This window comes from Myxococcus virescens (assembly GCF_900101905.1).
GTDB classification, from domain to species: Bacteria; Myxococcota; Myxococcia; order Myxococcales; family Myxococcaceae; genus Myxococcus; species Myxococcus virescens.
The window spans coordinates 212573-231611 of sequence record NZ_FNAJ01000007.1 but is presented as its reverse complement, the minus strand read 5'-3'; the positions used below and the strand labels follow the sequence as shown (position 1 = coordinate 231611).

The 19039-nt window shown below is 69.0% G+C and carries 19 protein-coding genes and 1 tRNA gene; 5 read left to right on the top strand and 15 right to left on the bottom strand.

The window, feature by feature from the left end; all coding sequences use genetic code 11:
- Positions 1-10 precede the first annotated feature (10 nt).
- The 8 genes from carA to BLU09_RS21695 form a co-directional block, all read right to left on the bottom strand.
- Positions 11-1135 (bottom strand): glutamine-hydrolyzing carbamoyl-phosphate synthase small subunit, encoded by a 1125-nt coding sequence (gene carA, locus BLU09_RS21730; protein WP_090491432.1) that lies wholly within the window; start codon positions 1133-1135, stop codon positions 11-13.
- Positions 1135-2448, bottom strand: a complete 1314-nt coding sequence (locus BLU09_RS21725; protein ID WP_090491431.1) for a dihydroorotase — start codon at positions 2446-2448, stop codon at positions 1135-1137. Before BLU09_RS21725 ends, carA begins: the two co-directional genes overlap by 1 nt.
- Positions 2445-3338: an aspartate carbamoyltransferase catalytic subunit gene (locus tag BLU09_RS21720; RefSeq protein WP_090491430.1), complete on the bottom strand. Its 894-nt coding sequence runs from the start codon at positions 3336-3338 to the stop codon at positions 2445-2447. The genes BLU09_RS21725 and BLU09_RS21720 overlap by 4 nt, the downstream gene beginning before the upstream one ends.
- Before the next feature lie 85 nt (positions 3339-3423).
- Complete coding sequence (lepB, locus tag BLU09_RS21715; protein WP_090491429.1) at positions 3424-4680, bottom strand: signal peptidase I; 1257 nt, start codon at positions 4678-4680, stop codon at positions 3424-3426.
- A 3-nt stretch (positions 4681-4683) separates the two neighbouring features.
- Positions 4684-6495 (bottom strand): translation elongation factor 4, encoded by a 1812-nt coding sequence (lepA, locus tag BLU09_RS21710; protein ID WP_090491428.1) that lies wholly within the window; start codon positions 6493-6495, stop codon positions 4684-4686.
- 271 nt (positions 6496-6766) lie between these two features.
- Positions 6767-7711, bottom strand: a complete 945-nt coding sequence (locus tag BLU09_RS21705; RefSeq protein WP_090491427.1) for an NAD-dependent epimerase/dehydratase family protein — start codon at positions 7709-7711, stop codon at positions 6767-6769.
- 45 nt (positions 7712-7756) lie between these two features.
- Positions 7757-8716 carry a UDP-glucuronic acid decarboxylase family protein gene (locus BLU09_RS21700; RefSeq protein ID WP_090491534.1) on the bottom strand — a complete coding sequence of 320 codons (960 nt, stop codon included), beginning with the start codon at positions 8714-8716 and terminating at the stop codon, positions 7757-7759.
- A gap of 23 nt (positions 8717-8739) precedes the next feature.
- Complete coding sequence (locus BLU09_RS21695) at positions 8740-8919, bottom strand: ribbon-helix-helix domain-containing protein (RefSeq protein ID WP_002640579.1); 180 nt, start codon at positions 8917-8919, stop codon at positions 8740-8742.
- Between the two features lie 94 nt (positions 8920-9013).
- On the opposite strand from BLU09_RS21695, the gene BLU09_RS21690 reads away from it, so the two are divergent.
- A complete protein-coding gene (locus BLU09_RS21690) occupies positions 9014-9613 on the top strand; it encodes a methyl-CpG-binding domain-containing protein (protein ID WP_090491426.1) in 600 nt (199 codons plus the stop codon).
- Positions 9614-9637: 24 nt separating this feature from the next.
- On the opposite strand, the gene BLU09_RS21685 is transcribed toward BLU09_RS21690, so the two are convergent.
- The 7 genes from BLU09_RS21685 to BLU09_RS21655 form a co-directional block, all read right to left on the bottom strand.
- Positions 9638-10000 carry a cupin domain-containing protein gene (locus BLU09_RS21685; RefSeq protein ID WP_090491425.1) on the bottom strand — a complete coding sequence of 121 codons (363 nt, stop codon included), beginning with the start codon at positions 9998-10000 and terminating at the stop codon, positions 9638-9640.
- Between the two features lie 27 nt (positions 10001-10027).
- A complete protein-coding gene (locus BLU09_RS21680) occupies positions 10028-10906 on the bottom strand; it encodes an SPOR domain-containing protein (RefSeq protein WP_171452203.1) in 879 nt (292 codons plus the stop codon).
- A gap of 134 nt (positions 10907-11040) precedes the next feature.
- Positions 11041-11424, bottom strand: a complete 384-nt coding sequence (locus BLU09_RS21675; RefSeq protein WP_090491424.1) for an HU family DNA-binding protein — start codon at positions 11422-11424, stop codon at positions 11041-11043.
- A gap of 74 nt (positions 11425-11498) precedes the next feature.
- Positions 11499-12281, bottom strand: a complete 783-nt coding sequence (locus BLU09_RS21670; protein ID WP_186817655.1) for a hypothetical protein — start codon at positions 12279-12281, stop codon at positions 11499-11501.
- 28 nt (positions 12282-12309) lie between these two features.
- Entirely contained in the window at positions 12310-13356 is a 1047-nt protein-coding gene (gene mnmA, locus BLU09_RS21665) for a tRNA 2-thiouridine(34) synthase MnmA (RefSeq protein ID WP_011553529.1), read from the bottom strand.
- 97 nt (positions 13357-13453) lie between these two features.
- Entirely contained in the window at positions 13454-14722 is a 1269-nt protein-coding gene (locus tag BLU09_RS21660; protein WP_090491422.1) for a CCA tRNA nucleotidyltransferase, read from the bottom strand.
- Positions 14723-15114: 392 nt separating this feature from the next.
- Positions 15115-15447, bottom strand: a complete 333-nt coding sequence (locus BLU09_RS21655; RefSeq protein ID WP_090491421.1) for a hypothetical protein — start codon at positions 15445-15447, stop codon at positions 15115-15117.
- 438 nt (positions 15448-15885) lie between these two features.
- Here BLU09_RS21655 and BLU09_RS21650 point away from each other — a divergent pair, with 438 nt between their 5' ends.
- From BLU09_RS21650 to BLU09_RS21635, 4 genes are all read left to right on the top strand, one after another.
- Positions 15886-16509, top strand: coding sequence for a cell wall protein (locus BLU09_RS21650; RefSeq protein WP_244171930.1), 624 nt, complete (start codon positions 15886-15888; stop codon positions 16507-16509).
- A 182-nt stretch (positions 16510-16691) separates the two neighbouring features.
- A complete protein-coding gene (locus tag BLU09_RS21645; RefSeq protein ID WP_090491419.1) occupies positions 16692-17720 on the top strand; it encodes a fatty acid desaturase family protein in 1029 nt (342 codons plus the stop codon).
- Positions 17721-17895: 175 nt separating this feature from the next.
- Positions 17896-17969, top strand: a tRNA-Arg gene (locus BLU09_RS21640).
- A 404-nt stretch (positions 17970-18373) separates the two neighbouring features.
- Entirely contained in the window at positions 18374-18808 is a 435-nt protein-coding gene (locus BLU09_RS21635; RefSeq protein ID WP_090491418.1) for a hypothetical protein, read from the top strand.
- Positions 18809-19039: the final 231 nt, after the last annotated feature.

Here is a 19039-nt window from a genome sequence, read left to right as displayed (position 1 = left end):
TGGTGCCATCCTACCCCGCCATCAGCTTCGCGAACCTGTCGAAGAGATAGCGCGCGTCATGGGGGCCCGGCGAGGCCTCGGGATGGTACTGCACGCTGAAGGCCCGCGCGTCCGGGACGGCCAGGCCCTCCACCGTGCCGTCGTTGAGGTTGATGTGCGTCACGACGGCCAGGCCCTTGAGGCTGGCGTCATCCACGGCGAAGCCGTGGTTCTGCGCGGTGATTTCCACCTTGCCCGTCGTGAGGTCCTTCACCGGCTGGTTTCCGCCCCGGTGGCCAAACTTCATCTTGTACGTCCGGCCGCCCAGGGCCAGCGCCATGATTTGATGCCCCAGGCAGATGCCGAACACCGGCACCTTGCCCAGCAGCGCCGCCACGGTGCGGTCCGCGCCCTTCACCGCCGCCGGATCTCCAGGGCCGTTGGCCAGGAAGACGCCGTTCGGCTTGCGCGCCAGCACCTCTTCCGCCGTGGTGGTGGCCGGCACCACCGTCACGCGGCAGCCCACGTCCACCAGGAAGTGCAGCATCGACTTCTTCAGGCCGTAGTCGTAGGCCACCACGTCGAAGCGGGGCTCGGCCGGCACCCGCACCTCTCCCAGGCCGGTGAAGACGTCCGGCGAGGGCTGGGTGAAGGTGTAGGCCTCCTTCGTGGACACGCCCGTGGCCAGGTCCAGGCCCTCCATGCCGCGCGCGGAGCGGGCACGCTCCACCAGGGCCTCGGGGGACAGGCCCTCGCTGGAGATGACGCCCATCTGCGCGCCGTGCGTGCGCAGGTGGCGCACCAGGCGGCGGGTGTCGATGCCCTCGATGCCGGCGACGCCGTTGCGCTTCAGGTACGCGTCCAGCGACTCCTTCGCGCGCCAGTTGGACGGCTGCGCGCTGAGGGCGCGCACCACCATGCCCACCGCGTGCACCCGGGCGCCCTCCTCGTCCTCCGGGTTGGCGCCGACGTTGCCAATCTCCGGGTACGACATGGTGACAATCTGGCCCACGTACGAGGGGTCCGTGAGGACCTCCTGATAACCGTACATGGTCGTGTTGAACACCACTTCACCCACCGTTTCGCCCACCGCGCCAAACGCACGGCCTTCGAACGTGGTGCCATCCGCCAGGGCGAGCACTGCCCGCTTCGTCATCACCGCGACTCCTTGCTCTGGCCGACCTGGCCCTTGTCGAATACCTTGTGGCCCGCGACCCACGTCTGGATAACGCGCCCCTTCTGCTTCCGACCGTGGAACGGTGTATTCCGGCTGCGGGAATGGAACTGGTGGGCGTCCACCGTCCACTCCGCGTCCGGGTCCACCACCGTGACGTCCGCTGGCGCACCAGGCGCCAGGTGACCGCCCGGCAGGCCGAACGCCTTCGCGGGCCCGTGCGTCAGCAGCTCCACCGCGCGGTTCGCGGTGAGCACGCCCGCATGCACCAGCTCCAGCGTCAGCCCCAGGGCCGTCTCCAGCCCCACGATGCCGTTGATGCCCTTCTCGAACTCCACCTGCTTGTCCAACACCCCGTGCGGCGCATGGTCCGTGGCGATGGCGTCCACCGTCCCGTCCACCAGCGCCTCGCGCAGGGCCTGCACGTCGGTGTCCGCGCGCAGCGGCGGGGCCATCTTCGCGTGGGTGTCATAGTCCCCCACCGCGCGGTCATCCAGGATGAAGTGGTGTGGCGCCACCTCGCAGGTGACGCGCAGCCCGCTGCGCTTGGCCTCGCGGATGAGCCGCACGCTGCCCTCGCAGGACACGTGCGCCACGTGCAGCCGGCCCTTCGTCTCCTCCAGCAGCACCAGGTCTCGCGCCACCATGGCCACCTCCGCGGAAGCGGGGATGCCGCGCAGGCCCAGCCGCGTGGACGTGGTGCCTTCATGCATGGCCCCGCCCGCGGACAGCGTCAGGTCCTCCTCGTGGACCATGACGGGCACGTCGAACTGGGTGGCGTATTGGAGCGTGCGCCGCATCAGCGACGCGTTCATCACCGGGCGGCCGTCGTCGGTGATGGCCACGCAGCCGGCGAACACCAGCTCGCCCATCTCCGCCAGCTCCTCGCCCTTGAGGCCCTTGGTGATGGCCCCGGCGGGATAGACATGGCACAGGCCCGCGGCGCGGGCGCGGTTCAGCACCAGCTCCGTCACCATGGCGTTGTCGTTGACCACCTTGGTGTTGGGCATGGCCACCACGGCGGTGAAGCCACCCGCCACGGCGGCGCGGCAGCCGGTGAGGACCGTCTCCTTGCCCTCCTCGCCTGGCTCGCGCAGGTGGACGTGCAGGTCGATGAAGCCCGGCAGCACCCACTTGCCGGTGGCATCCACCACCTCGGCGCTGGAGGGCACTGGCAGCAGGGACTCCGACACCTCCACCACCTTGCCGTCACGGACCAGCACATCGCGGACGCCGTCCACGCCGTTGCGAGGGTCGATGACACGCCCCCGTCTGAAGAGCACCGTGGAGCTCATGCCGTACACACCTCCAGGATGGCCCGCCGCACGGCGACGCCGTTGGACACCTGCTCCAGGATGACGCTGCGGGCGCCATCCGCCACCGCCGGTGCCAGCTCCACGCCCCGGTTGACGGGGCCTGGATGCATCACCACCGCGCCCGCCTTCATCCGCTCCTCGCGGGCCGCGTTGAGGCCGAACAGCCGTGCATATTCACGCGTGGACGGCAGGAACGCCTGCTCCTGCCGCTCCAGTTGGACGCGCAGGCACATCACCGCGTCCGCGCGAGGGAGCACAGCGTCCAGGTTGTGCGTCACCTCCGCGCCCAGCGCCTCCAGCCCCGGCGGCATCAGCGTGGGCGGGCCGCACATCACCACCTGGGCGCCCAGCGCCTTGAGGCAGTGCAGGTTGGAGCGAGCCACGCGGCTGTGCAGCACGTCGCCCACGATGAGCACCGTGCGCCCGTCCAGTGAGCCCCAGCGCTGGCGCAGCGTGAAGGCGTCCAGCAGCGCCTGCGAGGGGTGCTCGTGGGTGCCATCACCCGCGTTGATGACGGCGCACTTCACGTGCTTCGCCACCAGGTGCGGCGCTCCGGAGGAGCGGTGACGCATGACGATGGCCACCGGCCCCGTCGCTTCGATGTTGCGGGCGGTGTCGAGCAGCGTCTCACCCTTGGACACCGAGGAGCCGGTGTGAGTCCAGTTGAGCACACTGGCCCCCAGCCCCTTCGCCGCCATGTGGAACGACGTTCGCGTCCGGGTGGAGTCCTCGAAGAAGAGATTCGCCACCACCTTGCCGCGAAGCAGGTGGGTGGTGTCGGGACCGCCAGGGAGGTGTGCCTTCGCTCGGTCGAGCAGTGACTCCAGCTCGTCCCGGCGCCAGCCTTCGATTCCAAGCAGGTGTCTCATGGCCGGGGGCGCCGCGTACCCCGGGGCGTGCGGCACGTCAAGCGTCGTGCGCGGCGCGGCGGCCTGCCTGCTTGCAGCGAACGCCTCAACGGACCGGTTCGAAGAACCGATCCACGCGGAGGCCCGTGCCACCGAACAGGCCGTGCAGCAGCCCGTGATAGCCCAGCGACAGCCACACCACCATGGCCTTGCCCTTGATGTGGCCGTAGGGGACGTACTCCGCCTTGCCGTACCCGGTGACTCCCAGGCCGTGGCGGCTGTCCGCGCTGTTGTCCCGGTTGTCACCCACGGCGAAGACGTGGCCCGGAGGGACCTCGTAGGGGCCTTCCCGGCGCGGCATGCGCGACAGCGTCTGCAGCGCGGCGTGCGTCACGCCGGACAGGTTCTCCTCGTAGAGGGTCTCCTGCTGGTCGTACCAGCGCCCGTCGTCGGTGATGTTGTGGACGGTGAACTCGTTGGAGACGAGCTCGCGCTGCTGCGGCTGGCCGTTGATGTGGACGACGCCGTTGATGAACTCCACCACGTCACCCGGCACGCCGACCACGCGCTTGATGTAGTCCACCGACTCGTTCACCGGGTTGTTGAAGACGATGACGTCTCCACGCTCCGGCGGCCGGACGATGACGAAGGGCACGTAGTTGAGGAACGGCAGCCGCACGCCGTAGATGAACTTGTTGACGAAGACCTGATCGCCAATCTCCAGCGTGGGCAGCATGGAGCCGGAGGGGATTCGGTACGGCTCCACGATGAAGGTGCGGAACACCAGCGCCACCAGCAGCGCCTTGCCGAACCCACCCAGGAAGTCCATGGCGGACTGCTTGCGGAACGCGCCCAGGTGCTGCGCGGTGAGCGCCTCCAGCCCCTTGACCTCGGTGCGCAGCGCCTCCGCGTCACCCGCGGCGGAGGCCTGCTCCACGCGCAGCGCCTGCTCGGCGATGCGCTCCAGCACCGGCCCCGCCACCTTCGCGCTCACGCCGGGCTTGCGGAGGATGCGCTCGTTCTCCTCCAGCAGCTCGTTCGCATCGTGGCGCACGCCGCGCAGCGCCTTCTCCTTGGGGGAGACGTTGCGCCACACCAGCAGGGCCACGAAGTAGAGGACCAGCAGCAGCCCCAGCCCCTTCATCACCGGCTGGGCCCACGCGGCGGACGCGCGCGAGTACTCGATGATCACCGTGTACGGCACGTACAGCAGCGCCAGGATGATCAACGGAGCCCAGAGGCTGGTGAGGCGCTCGCGCCACACCAGCACGTTGCGGGCGCGAAGCATCTCCGGCGTGCGGCGGGCCGCCATCGCCTCGGAGAGCTTCGCGGGAGGGGTGGCGGAAGGCATGGCCGCGTTCATGGGCTACTGCTCCGACTTGAGGACCGCGAGGAAGGCTTCCTGCGGAATCTCCACCGTTCCGACCTGCTTCATGCGCTTCTTGCCCTCCTTCTGCTTCTCCAGGAGCTTGCGCTTGCGGCTGATGTCACCACCGTAGCACTTGGCGAGCACGTTCTTCCGGATGGCGGAGATGGTCTCACGCGAGATGATCTTCGCGCCAATCGCCGCCTGGATGGCGACCTCGTACATCTGCTTCGGGATGACCTCCTTCAGCTTCTGGCACACCTCGCGGCCGCGCAGGTAGGCGCGCTCGCGGTGCACGATGACGCTGAGGGCGTCCACCGGGTCCCCGTTGATGAGGATGTCCAGCCGGGCCAGGTCGGACTCGATGTAGCCGGCCAGCTCGTAGTCGAGGCTGGCGTAGCCGCGCGAGACGCTCTTGAGCTTGTCGAAGAAGTCGAACACGACCTCCGCCAGCGGCATCTCGTAGGTGACCTGCACGCGCTGACCGCTGCTGCCCAGGTACTTCATGTCCTTCTGCACACCGCGGCGCTCCTGGCACAGCTTGAGGATGGCGCCCAGGTGGTCGTTGGGGACGTGGATGTGGCAGGTGAGGATGGGCTCCTCGAACTTCTCGATGTGCTGAACCGGCGGCAGCTTGGCCGGGTTGTCCACCAGCAGCGTTTCACCCTTGCTGGTGGTGATGCGGTACACCACGCTGGGCGCCGTGGTGATGAGGTTCAGGTTGTACTCGCGCTCCAGGCGCTCCTGAACGATCTCCATGTGCAGCAGGCCCAGGTAGCCGCAGCGGAAGCCGAAGCCCAGCGCGGTGGACGACTCCGGCTCATAGGTGAACGCCGAATCGTTGAGCACCAGCTTCGCCAGCGCGTCGCGCAGGTTCTCGTAGTCCGCGGAGTCCACCGGGAAGATGCCGGAGAACACCATGGGCTTCACTTCCTGGAAGCCCGGGAACGGCTCGGCCGTGGGACGCGACTCCTCGGTGACGGTGTCACCGACCTTGGCGTCCTGCAGCTCCTTCACGTTGGCCACGAGCACGCCCACCTCGCCCGCGATGAGCTGCGGCACCGGGCGGGAGAACGGGCTGAACACGCCCAGCTCCTGGACCTCGAAGACCTTGTTGTTGCTGAACAGCTTGATCTTCTGCTTCAGCTTGAGCGTGCCTTCCAGCACGCGCACCAGCGTCACCACGCCCCGGTAGTTGTCGTACCAGGAGTCGAAAATCAGCGCCTTGAGCGGCGCGTCCGCGGAGCCGCTCGGCGGCGGCACGTTCTGCACGACGGACTCCAGGATGTCCTGGATGCCGATGCCCTCCTTGGCGGAGCACGGCACGGCGACGGACGCATCGATGCCGATGACGTCTTCAATCTCCGAACGCGTGCGATCCACGTCCGCGCTCGGCAGGTCGATCTTGTTGATGACCGGGATGATCTCCAGGTTGTGGTCCAACGCCATGTAGACGTTGGACAGCGTCTGGGCCTCCACGCCCTGCGTCGCATCCACGACCAGGAGCGCGCCTTCGCACGCGGCCAGGCTGCGGCTGACCTCGTAGGCGAAGTCGACGTGTCCCGGCGTGTCGATGAGGTTGAGGACGTACTGCTTGCCGTCCTTCGCGGTGTAGTTCATCCGCACGGACTGGGCCTTGATGGTGATGCCCCGTTCGCGCTCGATGGCCATGTTGTCGAGGAACTGGGCTTGCGCCTCGCGCTTGGTCAGAGTCCCCGTCTTGTCGAGGAGACGATCCGCCAGCGTCGACTTTCCATGGTCGATATGGGCGATGATGCAGAAGTTGCGGATATGCGCGTTTTCAGCCGGCATGTTCAGGGCGCTCGTCGGAAGAAGCGGGCGTGCGTAACAGGGAATCGCGCGAAAATCTACGCGCACGCGTACGCCCGATGAGCAACCCACCGGGGGAGCTTGTTTGTTCCCCAGTCATCAGCGCCCGTCCCGGGCGAACACCCCTAGGACAGGCCCTGAGCCCCCTCCCGGCACGCCCGGTCCCCGGCCCTCAGGGCCGGCCCGGGTACGTCCGTGGGAAGGGGTACCACCCTCCCCCGCCTCGGCCACCAGCGGGGGTGCTGGACGCCGCTCAGCCGTGCGCGCGAGCGGGCGCGCCGGCCTTCTGACGGAAGTACTCAAGGGTGCGGCGCAGGCCCTCGCGCACGTCGACGCTCGGCTCCCAGCCAAGCACCTTCTTGGCCAGCGCGTTGTCCACGCAGGAGCGCATCTGCTCCCCCGGCTTGCCGGGCGCATGGGCGACGGAGACGCTGGAGCCCGCCGCCTCGGCCAGCAGCGCGTAGAGGCGGTTGATGTCCGTCTCCACGCCCGTGCCGATGTTGATGGCGCCCACGTAGTCGTTCTCGAAGGCGAGCCGGTTGGCGCGGGCCACGTCCGGACCAAAGACGAAGTCGCGGGTCTGCTTGCCCTCGCCGAAGATGGTGCAGCCCTGACCGGCGATCAGCCGCTGGCTGAAGATGGCCACCACGCCCGCCTCACCGTGCGGGTTCTGCCGCGGGCCGTAGACGTTGGCGTAGCGGAGGGCCACGTAGGGCAGGCCGTACTGCGCCCGGTAGTAGCCCAGGTACAGCTCACCGGACGCCTTGGAGACCCCGTACGGAGAAATGGGCCGCGTGGGGTGACTCTCCGGCGCGGGGAACACGTCCTGCTCGCCGTAGATGGCGCCGCCGGTGGAGCTGAAGATGACCTTCTTCACCCCGGAGACGCGGGCGGCCTCCAGCAGGTTGAGCATGCCGCGGATGTTCACGTCCGCGTCGAAGCTCGGGTCGTCCACGCTGCGGCGCACGTCCATCTGCGCCGCCAGGTGGCAGAGCACGTCGGGCTTCTCGGACTTGATGAGCTCCGACGCCTCGCGGCTGCGGATGTCGTGGACCGCCAGGCGCACACGCGGGTCCAGGTTCTCCCGCTTGCCGCCGGACAGGTCATCCAACGCGATGACGTCGTGACCACCGCGCAGGAACTCATCGCACACATGCGAGCCAATGAAGCCCGCGCCACCTGTCACCAGGACCTTCACGCAACCTCCCGCCTGCAGGCCATGCAGGATCTTCGCGCCGGCAAACTATGCCGGGGGCCTCGTGCCGGCAACCTCTCGGAACCACGCAATGGTCTCCCGAAGACCCTCTTCCAGCGGCACCTTCGGCTCCCAGCCCAGCAGCGTCCGAGCCCGGGTGATGTCCGGCTGACGCTGCTTCGGATCATCCTTGGGCAGCGGCTTCTCGATGATGGCCCCGCCCCCGCCCGCCGCCGCGCGCACGGCCTCCGCGAACTGACGGATGGTCATCTCCCGGGGGTTGCCGATGTTCACCGGGTTCGGCTCGTCCGACAGCATCAGCCGGACCAGCCCGTCCACCAGGTCCTTCACGTAACAAAACGAGCGCGTCTGGCTGCCGTCCCCGAAGACGGTGAAGTCCTCGCCCTTGAGGGCCTGGCCCACGAAGGCCGGCACCACGCGGCCGTCATTGAGGCGCATGCGCGGACCGTAGGTGTTGAAGATGCGGACGATGCGGACCTGCACGCCCTTGGTGCGCCCGTAGGCCGCGGTGATGGCCTCCGAATAGCGCTTGGCCTCGTCGTAGACGGACCGGGGGCCAATGGGATTTACGTTGCCCCAGTAGTCCTCGCGCTGCGGATGCACCAGCGGATCCCCGTAGACCTCCGACGTGGAGGCCATCAGGAACACCGCCTTGTTCGCCTCCGCCAGCTTCAGCCCGTTCTCCGTGCCAATGGAGCCCACGCGCAGCGTTTCCAGCGGGAGCTGCGCATAGTCGATGGGCGAGGCCGGCGAGGCCATGTTGAAGACGTAGTCCAGCGGCCCTTCCACCGGGATGTGCTCGGTGATGTCCGCCTTGACGAAGGAGAAGCCCGGCCGCCCGTTCAGCGTGCGCAGGTTCTCCTCGTTGCCGGTGATGAGGTTGTCCACGGCGATGACCACCGCCGCGCCGTCATCCAGAAGACGCTCACACAGGTGCGACCCGACGAAGCCGGCGCCGCCCAGGACCGCTACCCGCTTGCCACGCATGCTCTTCACCTCACGCCTCTCTCTCACAGCTCGTCGAACGTCGACTGCCCCGGCAACTGCGCCTTGTACTTCTCCAGGACCAGGTCGATGCCCTGGCGGATGTACTCGGCCACGGGCACCTTCGTCTTCTGGTTCAGCGCCTTGAGGAGCTCGTTCTGCTCCGGGGTGATGTAGATGGTGGTGCTGACTTTCTTTCGGGCCATGGCGATATGTGAAAATATATGAAATGACGTGTCGCGCGAAAGCATCTCGTACGAATGACGTCGCCAGGCAACCCCCAGACACTGGGAGTTCTCAATGCCACGCTACAAGCAGTTGATTTTACTGGGCCTCATGACCTCAGGGGCCCTGGCTGGTTGCGCCAGCAGCAAGTCGGCGGAGCAGGATGGCGCGGGCGCCGTGCGGGGCCGGCAGGCCGGGGAGCCCATCCGCCCGGAAGCCGGGGCCAACGAGGAGGTCACGCAGCAGGACGCCAACGGCGACGGCCGCCCGGACGTGTGGACCTACACGGTGGACGGGCGGAAGGTGCGCCAGGAGCTGGACCTGAACTGGGACGGCCGCGTGGACCTGACGCGCTACTTCGACGCCAACGGCGACAAGGCGCGTGAGTCGCTGGACCTGGACTTCGACGGGCGCGTGGACGCCACCTACTTCCATGAGAAGGGCGTCAACACGCGCCGCGAGCGCGACACCAACGGTGATGGCCGCCCGGACAGCTTCACCTACTACGAAGGCGGCAAGCTGGTGCGCAAGGAGCGCGACACGCGGGGCGCGGGCCGCATCGACTACTGGGAGTACTGGGAAGGTGGCCAGGTGGATCGCATCGGCGAGGACCTGGACGGGGACGGCACGGTGGACAAGTGGACCCGCAACCCGAACAACGCGGCCCGCGAGTAGGCGGGCCGCCGCGGTGGACAGCGGCTACGGGTTACTGGTGCCGGTGCGCCCGTAGGCGTCCTCGAGCCGGACCACGTCGTCCAGCTCCGGGGTGCTGACCTCGAGGATGTCACAGTCGGTCAGCGCCACCATGCGGTGCTTGGTGAGCGGCTTGATGTGGTAGCTCTCACCGGGGTGCATCTCCTTCTCGATGAGCCCCTGGCCCTCGTCGACGACGAAGAGCAGCTTGCCGCTCTGCACGTGGATGGTCTCATCCTTGCGGTTGTGGAACTGCAGGCTGAGCTTGTGGCCCTGCTTCACGTGCAGCAGCTTGCCCACGTAGCGTTCGGTGTGAGCCCAGATGAGTTCGTATCCCCAGGGCTTCTCCACCCGCTTCGTCGTCGTCATGGCGCTTCCCGTCTTCCTCGTCCCGCTCTAGTTCGTGCCGGCCACGAATGCGTCGAGCGAAGTCTCACGCTTGAAGTCTGACAGATACCGGGTGGCCGCATCCCGGGAGGCGAAGCTTCCCATGCGGACGCGGTACCACGTGCCCTTACCGGCCACTTCGGCCGTCAGGATATAGGGGGCATAGCCCCGATCACGCAACCGAGCGGCGAAGCGGTCGGCTTCCTGCTTGTCCTGGAACGCCGAGAGCTGGAGCGTGAAGGCTCCACCCTTCACGGCCTGCGCGGGCGGCGAAGCGGGCTGCGCCGGCTGCTGGGTGGCGCGGGCAATGGCCTCCTTCAGGCCGCCACCCTCCGTGGTGGTGGTGCGCGTGGGGACGGCGGACGCCTCCACCTTGCCCGACACCGGCACGGCCTTCGCGGGAGTCGGAGCGGTGGGGGCCTCGGCGACCACGACGCGCTCCGGCTCGGCCTTGGGCTCCTCCGGCGGCAGCTCCCCCGTGTCCGGGTCCGGCGTGGGCGCCAGCGCGGCGCGCTGCGCGGCGGCCGGCTTCGGCTCGGGCGGCTTCGCGGCGGCGGGCTTCTCCGTCGGCGGCGGAGCCTTGGCGACAACGGGCTTGGGCTGCGGCGGGGCCACCGGCTCGGCAGCGGCCTTGCGGGTCAGCTCGTCCGGGAAGGTGAGCGGCTGCTCCTGCTGCACGTTCTGGAGCGCCTGCGCGTTGGCATCCAACGCGGAGAGCAGGTCCGGCGCGGCCACGGCATCCGCGTTGCCTGCGAGCTTCTTGCCGACGACGACCCCCAGCACGAAGACAGCGCCCATCACGACAATGCCGGCGATGAGCAGGCTGACGATCTGCCGGTTGTCCAGAGAGACGTCGAACTTCTCCTTCATCCGGTGAGCATCACGCATGGCTTGAAAGTCCTCGGGCGCGGTCGCAACGGCCACACGAAATCCGTGTTGCGGCCTGTAGCGACGGCATGGAGGGCAAAGTACGCCCCACCCCTGAGCCGGTCAAATTCGCGGAACGACTCCAAGCCTCACCGTCAACCCGTGACGGGCACGGAGAACGAGGCCCCCGCGGCGATCGGCAGCGGCGACAGCGCCTCGCCGGGTGGGGTGTCCGGAATGGGGGAAGCCGCCGTGGCGGGTGGGGCATTGAGCCGCTCGCGCAGGTCCTTTCCGGCGGCGAAGGACAACGTGCGCCGCGCGGGCACCGACACGCGCTGGCCCGTCTTGGGGTTGCGGCCCGTGCGGGCCCGGCGCGTGCGGACACAGAAGACGCCGAAGCCCCGCAGCTCGATTCGCCGTCCGGCGATCAGGGCCTGGGACATTTCCTCGAAGACGGCGTGGACGATGGCTTCCACCTCACGCCGTGGAACATGCGTGGCACGCTCCACGATGCGCTCGATGAGCTCACTGCGCGTCATGCACACCTCCCGCTGGGCGACCGAGGACTCTACCGAAGCAGGCCCCCCAAGGACAAACCGCCCTCCCCGTCCCCTCACCGCAGCCGGACGTCCGCGGGTCCTTCGACTTCAATCTTGCGGCCCTGCTGCGTGCGCAGGACCACCTCCGCGCCAGCGGGCACCATCAATCGTACCGTGCGGCCCAGCGACACATCGCCCCCTTCCAGCAGCACGGCGGTGGCCAGGTCGTCCGTCTCCGCCACGATGAAGCCATCCTCCACGGTGGCCACCAGACCGCCCTCGCCCAGGTTGCCTGCGTGGATGTGAGGCACGCGGGGGCGGTGTGGCGGGGGCGGCAGCGGCTTGCGAGGGCCATCCCGCGACGGTTCGTCTTTGGCCTTGTTGGGTGACAGCCCGTTGGGCGTGAAGAAGGCGGCGAAGTAGCCGTTGGAGCTGTACGGGTCTTCTTGCTGGGCGCTCGCGGGCGTCACCTGCACCTGGGTGTAGCGCGCGGCGATGATGCGCAGCGGGCGCGGCGCCTCCTGGAGCTTGCCCTCGACGATGTGGCGGGACGGCAGGTTGACGCCATGGAGCTTCGCCTCGTCCGCTTCGCCCACCTCCAGCGTGTCGCCCTTCTCCAGGAAGCGCAGGCCACCGCCGAAGAACTCCAGCACGGCGGGGCCGGTGGCCTTCAGCTCGTCATGCCCCAGCAGCTGCGAGCCGACGGCGATGGGCCGCCACTCCTTGCCTTCCGCGCGCAGCACCGGCGCACCGGCGGCGAGCAGCCCCGCGACGGGCTTGTCCGAGCGCTCCTTGCAGCCAGCGGCCGCGACGACGGTGACGACCGCGATCAGACATCCCACGAGGCGCTGCGCCATGTGCCGCACCCTCCGAGGCAACGCGGGGTCAGACAATCCAACCGCCGCCGAGCACGCGGTCCTGATCGTAGACCACCGCGGCCTGCCCGGGGGTGACGGCGCGCGCGGGCGCGTCCAGCTTCACGGAGACGAGCCCGTGCGGAGAGACATGCACCCGCCCCTGCGCGCCCGAGTGGCGGTGCCGGATGCGGACCTCCACCGGCTGACTGGCCGGAGGCGGCCCGTCCACCCAGTGGGGTTGGAGCAGACCGAAGTTGTCGCGACCGGTGCCCTCGGCGGGGCCCACCACCACGCGCTGCGTCTCCGGCTCCAGCCGGTGGACGTAGCGAATCTCGCCGCCTCCCAGGTTGAGCCCCTTGCGCTGGCCCACGGTGTAGCGGTGGATGCCCTGGTGGGTGCCGAGCACGTTGCCCTCGGTGTCCACGATGTCCCCGGCCGGCTGCGGCCCGGCGACCTTCTCCACGAAGCCCGCGTAGTCGCCGTCCGGTACGAAGCAGATCTCCATGCTCTCCGGCTTCTGACTGGTGACCAGGCCGTGCCGCTCCGCGACGGCGCGGACCTCCGCCTTCGTCATGCCGCCCACGGGGAAGAGGATGTCGCGCAGCTCGTCCTGACCGAGCGTGAAGAGGAAGTAGCTCTGGTCCTTGGCGGCATCGACGGCGCGACGCAGGACGAAGCGGCCGTCCACCTCCTCCACGCGGGCGTAGTGGCCCGTGGCCAGCCGGGCGCCGAGCGCGCGGGCGCGCTTGAGGAGGAAGTTGAACTTCACGTCCCGGTTGCAGGCGACGCAGGGGATGGGCGTGCGCCCGCCCAGGTATGACTGGACGAAGGGGTTGATGACCCGGTCCTGGAAGATCTCCTCCGCGTTGGCCACGTAGAAGGGAATCCCCAGCGTCTGGGCCACGGCCCGCGCGTCATCGATGTCATCCGGACTGCAGCAGCTCCCACACGTCGCCTTGCCCTCGTAGGACCAGACGCGCAGGGTGATACCGATGACCTCGTGACCCTGTTCCTTGAGCAGGGCAGCCGCGGCTGAGGAATCCACCCCGCCGCTCATCGCAACGACGACTCGCATGGTGCTCCTTCCTACACGCCCGCGCGTCCGGGCGCACGCGGGGAGGACACGGAGGGCGCCCTTTCCCGCCCCCCGTCACTCCCTGCAGCCCGCCGGCTCAGCGAGCAACCTGCGCCTGCCACGCCTGCAACCGCTGCCGCAGGGCGTCGGCCGTGTTCAGGCCCGGATCATCCAGGACGGACTCGATGAGGAACCGGGTGGCCTCGCCCACGATGGGAGAAGGCCCCACGCCCAGGGCGGCCATGATGTCGCCTCCGGTCAGCGACAGGTCCTTCGCCGTCAGAGGCGGCTTCGCGGCGGCGAGCGCCTCCACGCGGGCAATGAGCGCCTCCACCGCTGGGAGCGCGTCCGGCTGGCGGACTCCGACCCGGGCGCGAACGACCGCGGCCCACTGCGGAAGCTGCGGCGGGCCCAGGCGAGCCAGGAGCCGGCGAAGCGCGGCGTCCGGCTCCCCCACCCGCGTCTCCGCCTTCGCGTGTTCGACGAGCAGCGCCACCAGGTCCGCCACCTTGTTGGGGAACTTCAGCCGCAGGCCGATGTCGCGCGCCTGGGCTCGGTCCACCAGATCGGCCAGCAGCACCGCGACGCGGACCTCCACCTCCAGCGACGAGGCCTGCACCGCGGCCCGGACGGACGCGGCGGCCGAGGCTTCCGCGCGCGCCAGCTCCGGAAGGAACACGTCCAGGAGCCCGGTGTCCGCGAGCAACAGCAGGCCGCTCTCCGCCCGGGGTGACAGGAGCAGCTTCACCAGCTCTTCACGCACCCGCTCCAGCGCGACCTTGCGGAAGACGCCGAGCGTGGCGGGAATGGCGGCGCGGGTGGCGGCATCGAGCGCGAAGCCGAGCACCGCGGCGAAGCGCACGGCGCGCAAGGGCCGCAGGCCGTCCTCGGAGAAGCGCTCCTGCGCGGAGCCCACGCAGCGGATGAGCTGCGCCCGGAGGTCCGATTGTCCACCGAACGGGTCCACCAGCTCGCGGTCCAGCGGGTTGTAGGCCATCGCGTTGATGGTGAAGTCGCGCCGGGACAGGTCCTTGACGATGTCGCGCTCGAAGGCCACCGAGCTGGGCCGGCGGCCGTCGAGGTAATCCCCCTCCGAGCGGAACGTCGTCACCTCCACGTGCGTGCCACTCTGGAGGACGGTGACGGTGCCGTGCTGGATGCCCGTGGGGATGACCTTGCGGAAGGCGCCCTGGACTTCTTGCGGCAGCGCGCTGGTGGCCACGTCGAAGTCCTTGGGGTGGACCAGGCGCACCATGTCCCGGACGCAGCCCCCCACCAGGTAGACGGAGTGGCCCAGTTCGCGCAGCCGCGCGATGACGTCCAGCACGGGCTGGGGGATGTCGGCGTTGTGGAGGTTCGCGATCATGACAGCCGGGGCCAGGACGACATGCCCGCAGGCCCAGGGGCGCGTTGTACCGGCCGGACTCCCGCGTTCCAAGCCCCGAGACGGCTTGGGCCCTAGCGGTTGATTCGAATAGAACCCTGAATCCAAAGACCCGTTTCCGGCGCTGTTCCCTATGTTCGATATGGGGCTGAACTGGCCGGAAGCGGAGTCGCATGACGGAGTGGCGCAGGTGGAGTTGCCCGGCTGGAGCGGCTCGGGTCCTGGGCCAACCCGCCGCCGCGCGCGCGGCCGAACAGTTGCGACCCAAGAGGCGGGCCGCTGGACACGACGCTCGCGCGGCCGAAGCGCGATGCCGCCCCTCGGAAAGCGCCTCCACGCCGGGTGCGTCCGGCGTGGAGCGCCGAGACGTCACGTCAGGGGCAGTAGGTGCAGTAGAAGAACTGGGAGTTGATGGCGTACTGCGACGTCTCGCCGACACACGTCACGGTACAGTCACTGGCCGTCGTGCACCGGCCCACCTGCCCCTCAATCTCGATGGGGAAGGACGTCCAGTAGGTGGTGATCCGGGGACGGTACAGCGTCGTGCACGCCTGCGCGGACACCTCGGCGGGCGCGGAGACAGCCTCCTGCGCGGCTTCCGGGGTGGTGGGAATTGCACCTTCTTCATTCAGGTCCACGCCCTCGCCACAGGCCACCAGGAAACCAGCAGCGACCACGGACACCGCGACAGTCGAGATGTTTCGCACGGGCAAATCCTCTCAGTGAAGTTGCACGACACGCGCATCCTGCCGCAGTAGCCTGTTTCAGCCGAGGAAGAAGCGTACTCCCTGGAAGTCATGCCGACCACTCGACAGGTAGGACTCCGACATACCTTGGGGGGTGCGGGCGCGGCTCGGGATTGAATGGACGTGGGCCGTGTTGACATGGGGACGCACCGCTTGGGTTATCGCCGCGAAACATCCACTCACGAGCCCTTTGACAGGCTGTCCTGGGCGGTCGGCCACAGGTGTGCTAACGCAACGGCCGTCCGCTCCACGGTCCCCTGAAGCAACCGGCAGCGACCACAGGCACTCATCCACATGCCAAGACCCCGTAGCCTTCGTTCCGCCCCGTCTCATCACTCCACGCGAACCACTCGCGTTCCCGCTTCGTCCTTGCCGCCACTGGAGCGCGCGTTCCGCACCGTGCTGGCCGAGGAACTCGCCGGGCAGCTGTCGCCGCTGACGGACACGCTTCTGCGCATCGCGGAGAGCCTGTCCCCCAGCGGCCTCCGGCGCCAGCCGCGGCGTGAGCTGCCGAACGCGGCCCTGGACGCCCTGGCGTCGTCGCTCGCGACCCTGGATGCGGGGCCCCACGACACCGCCGAGGAAGAAGCCGCTCCGGAAGCCCGAGCCTGCGCCGTCATCGGCTGCAAGCGGCCGGTGCGCAGCCTGGGCTACTGCGCGGCCCACTACCAGAAGCGGCGACTCATGGTGGCGTCCGACCGCCTGCACCACGCGTGGACGGAAGACGCCGCGCCGAACAGCATTCCGGACGTCATCCTGGGCCGGAAGCGCCGCGAGTCTTCGGAGGCACCGGAGACCGCCGTCACCCCGGAGCCCGTGCGCCCCAGCGAGGGTCCCCGCGTCTGGGTCCGCAAGAAGGGCGCCAGCCCCGTGGTCCCGACGCCCAGTGGCGACAGCCCGCCGGTCCTGCAGTTGGCCCAGAGCTCGGTGATTCCGACCTCGCAGCGCTCCGAGCGCGAGCAGGTGGCATCCATCGTCGAGCAGTGGGCCAGCGAGTTCCGAGCCAACAAGCATCGCTCGTGACGTGCCGTGCCCCGTCGGGCCCCATGGGCCAGGCGGGGCCACGCGGCCTCCGACGCATCGCGACATCCGTGAGGGCTGTCTGCCAATAGCACCGCCCATGACGGTCGCATGACAGTGGGCGGGCATGGTTCCAGGGACTCGAATCGACGGCAGCCGCCGCCGTGCCAGCCCTGGACTTCCGAATGGACTCCGCGACCCGCAGCAGCGCCTTCACCTCACTCTCCCGAGATGCCGAGCGGAACCTCATCGCCCGCACGCGGCCTTTCGCCGCGCAGGACACGCGGCGGAGCTGGTGGGAAGTGGGCACCACCTTCGCGGCCCTGCTGGGCGCCATGGCGCTCGCTGCCCTTCCCTCCTGGTGGCCCCTGCGCATCGTGGGCAGCGTGTTGCAAGCGCTGGTGATGATCCGCTCCTTCATCCTGGTCCACGACTACCTGCACGGTTCCCTGCTGTCGGGCTCGCGGATCGCGAAGGCCCTGTTCCACACCCACGCGGTGCTGCTGCTCACGCCGCCGCGCGTCTGGAGCGAGTCGCACAACCACCACCATGCGAACACGGCGCGGCTGGCTGCCTCCGCGTCGGGGACGTTCACCACGTGGACGGCGCAGCAGTGGCGTGAGGCCACGGCGCTGGAGCGGCTGGCCTACGTGGTGGAGCGGCATCCGCTCGTGATGATCTTCGCGTACCCGCTCGCGTTCCTGAGTGGGCTGTGCATCGTGCCGTTCGTGAAGCACCCGCTGCGCTACTGGAGCGCGGGCTTCGCCGTGCTCCTCCACGTGGCCATCAGCGTGGCGGTGTTCCACTTCGGGGGCCTGGGCGTGTACCTCACGGCGATGGCGCTGCCGCTGTCCATCGGCTACGCGCTGGGCGCGTACCTCTTCTTCTCCCAGCACAACTTCCCGGACGTCGCGCTGCGCGAGGACCAGGACTGGACGCACGCGAGCGCGGCCCTGGAGGCTTCGAGCTACCTGGCCTGCGGCCCCGTCATGGCGTGGTTCACCGGCAACATCGGCTACCACCACGTCCACCACCTCAACCCCCGCATCCCCTTCTACCGGCTGCCGGAGGCCATGGCCGCCATCCCCGAGCTGCAGAATCCCCGCACCACCACCCTGCACCCCAGGGACGTGCTGGCCTGTCTGCGACTCAACGTCTGGGACGGAGAGCGGGGTCGCATGGTCCGGTTCCGGGACGTTCCCGCGTCACGCTGAGGGTGCCCGGCAGGCCCCCTAGGGGGCGGCAGGGTGGAAACGGTGATGCTGGCGCGTTGCGCGCGCCGGGCCGCCTGCTATAAGGCACGTCGTTGTGCATGCGCCCCGGCTTGGGGGAGCATGGCTGGACCTTTCTGGCGGATTCCCTCCAGAAAGCGCAGTGACTTGAGAGCACGACCCCGTAGCTCAGTTGGATAGAGCGGCGGTTTCCTAAACCGCAGGCCACAGGTTCGATTCCTGTCGGGGTCACATCCTAACCGCCCGTCCCCACTGGGGATTCGGGCGGGGGGGATGGAGCAAGTGCCGCTCCCGCTGATGGCGCCGTGGCGCTGGCGTGGCGGCAAGGCCAAAGCCAAACACTCACCAAGCCGTACCGCTGAGCGGCCTGATGATGCCCAAGGCCGCGGCGGCTTAACGCCATCCTCCCAGCCCCGCCGGAGCCTCCTGCCGACCGAGTTCACTTTGGGGTTCCGCCGCCTCGATGAGGCGGGCGAGCGCTGGGAGGTGGATTGCGGCTCGGGCATCGTCCGCGGCGAGGGCTGGCTCGCCTTGCTGCGCGCCTTCCACAAGGCCCTCGCGGAGGTCCGCCGCGTCACGGACGCCGGACGGGAGTCCGCGGCCCAGGGCGCTGCGCGCAAGACAGGGGGTGCTCGGTGGGCGCCCCGAAAAAGCACTCCAAGGCCAAGCTGCGCGTCGTCCATGGGCCCGGCGCCGCCTCCGTGGGCGTCGTCCTGCACGCGGCCCTGCAAGTGGCCACTGGCGATGGGCGCGCCCTGGTGCTGAACGCGATGGACTACCGCCAGATGCTGGATGCGCTCGGTCAGGGGGAAGTGCCGCCGTGCGTGTGCGCTGCCCTGGGACGCGCGCGAGGCATGCCCTTCCGCCTCAACGGCATGGAGCGGGACCTGGCTGTCCTCCGTGCCTTCGAGGAAGGCCAGTGGAGCACTCAGGAGCAGCTCGCCGGCGAGGACTCCATTCCCACGGAGGTGCTCACCGGCGCGTTGACGGCGCTCAACGGCCTGCTGCGCGCCTCGGAGCTGCGCGGCGAGCCCGAAGCCCCCCTGCCCACGCACCTATGCCCCCGATGAGAAATGCTGGTGCGGCGAGCCCCTGTTGCTGGTCAAGCGCGGGGACATCTGTTCCCTGGGCAGGCACGACGACTGAGGTGTCGTGGTGGCGGGAGGCACCAGGCGCGGCTTTCCGCCTGCCGTCATCACACCCGCCGGGCATGGTGCTCCGGCGGGGCTGTTCTTACTGCGTTGACGTCCGGCGCCACCCGCGCGGGAGGGATGCCCCTCCTTCCCGCGCGGGCATCGGTG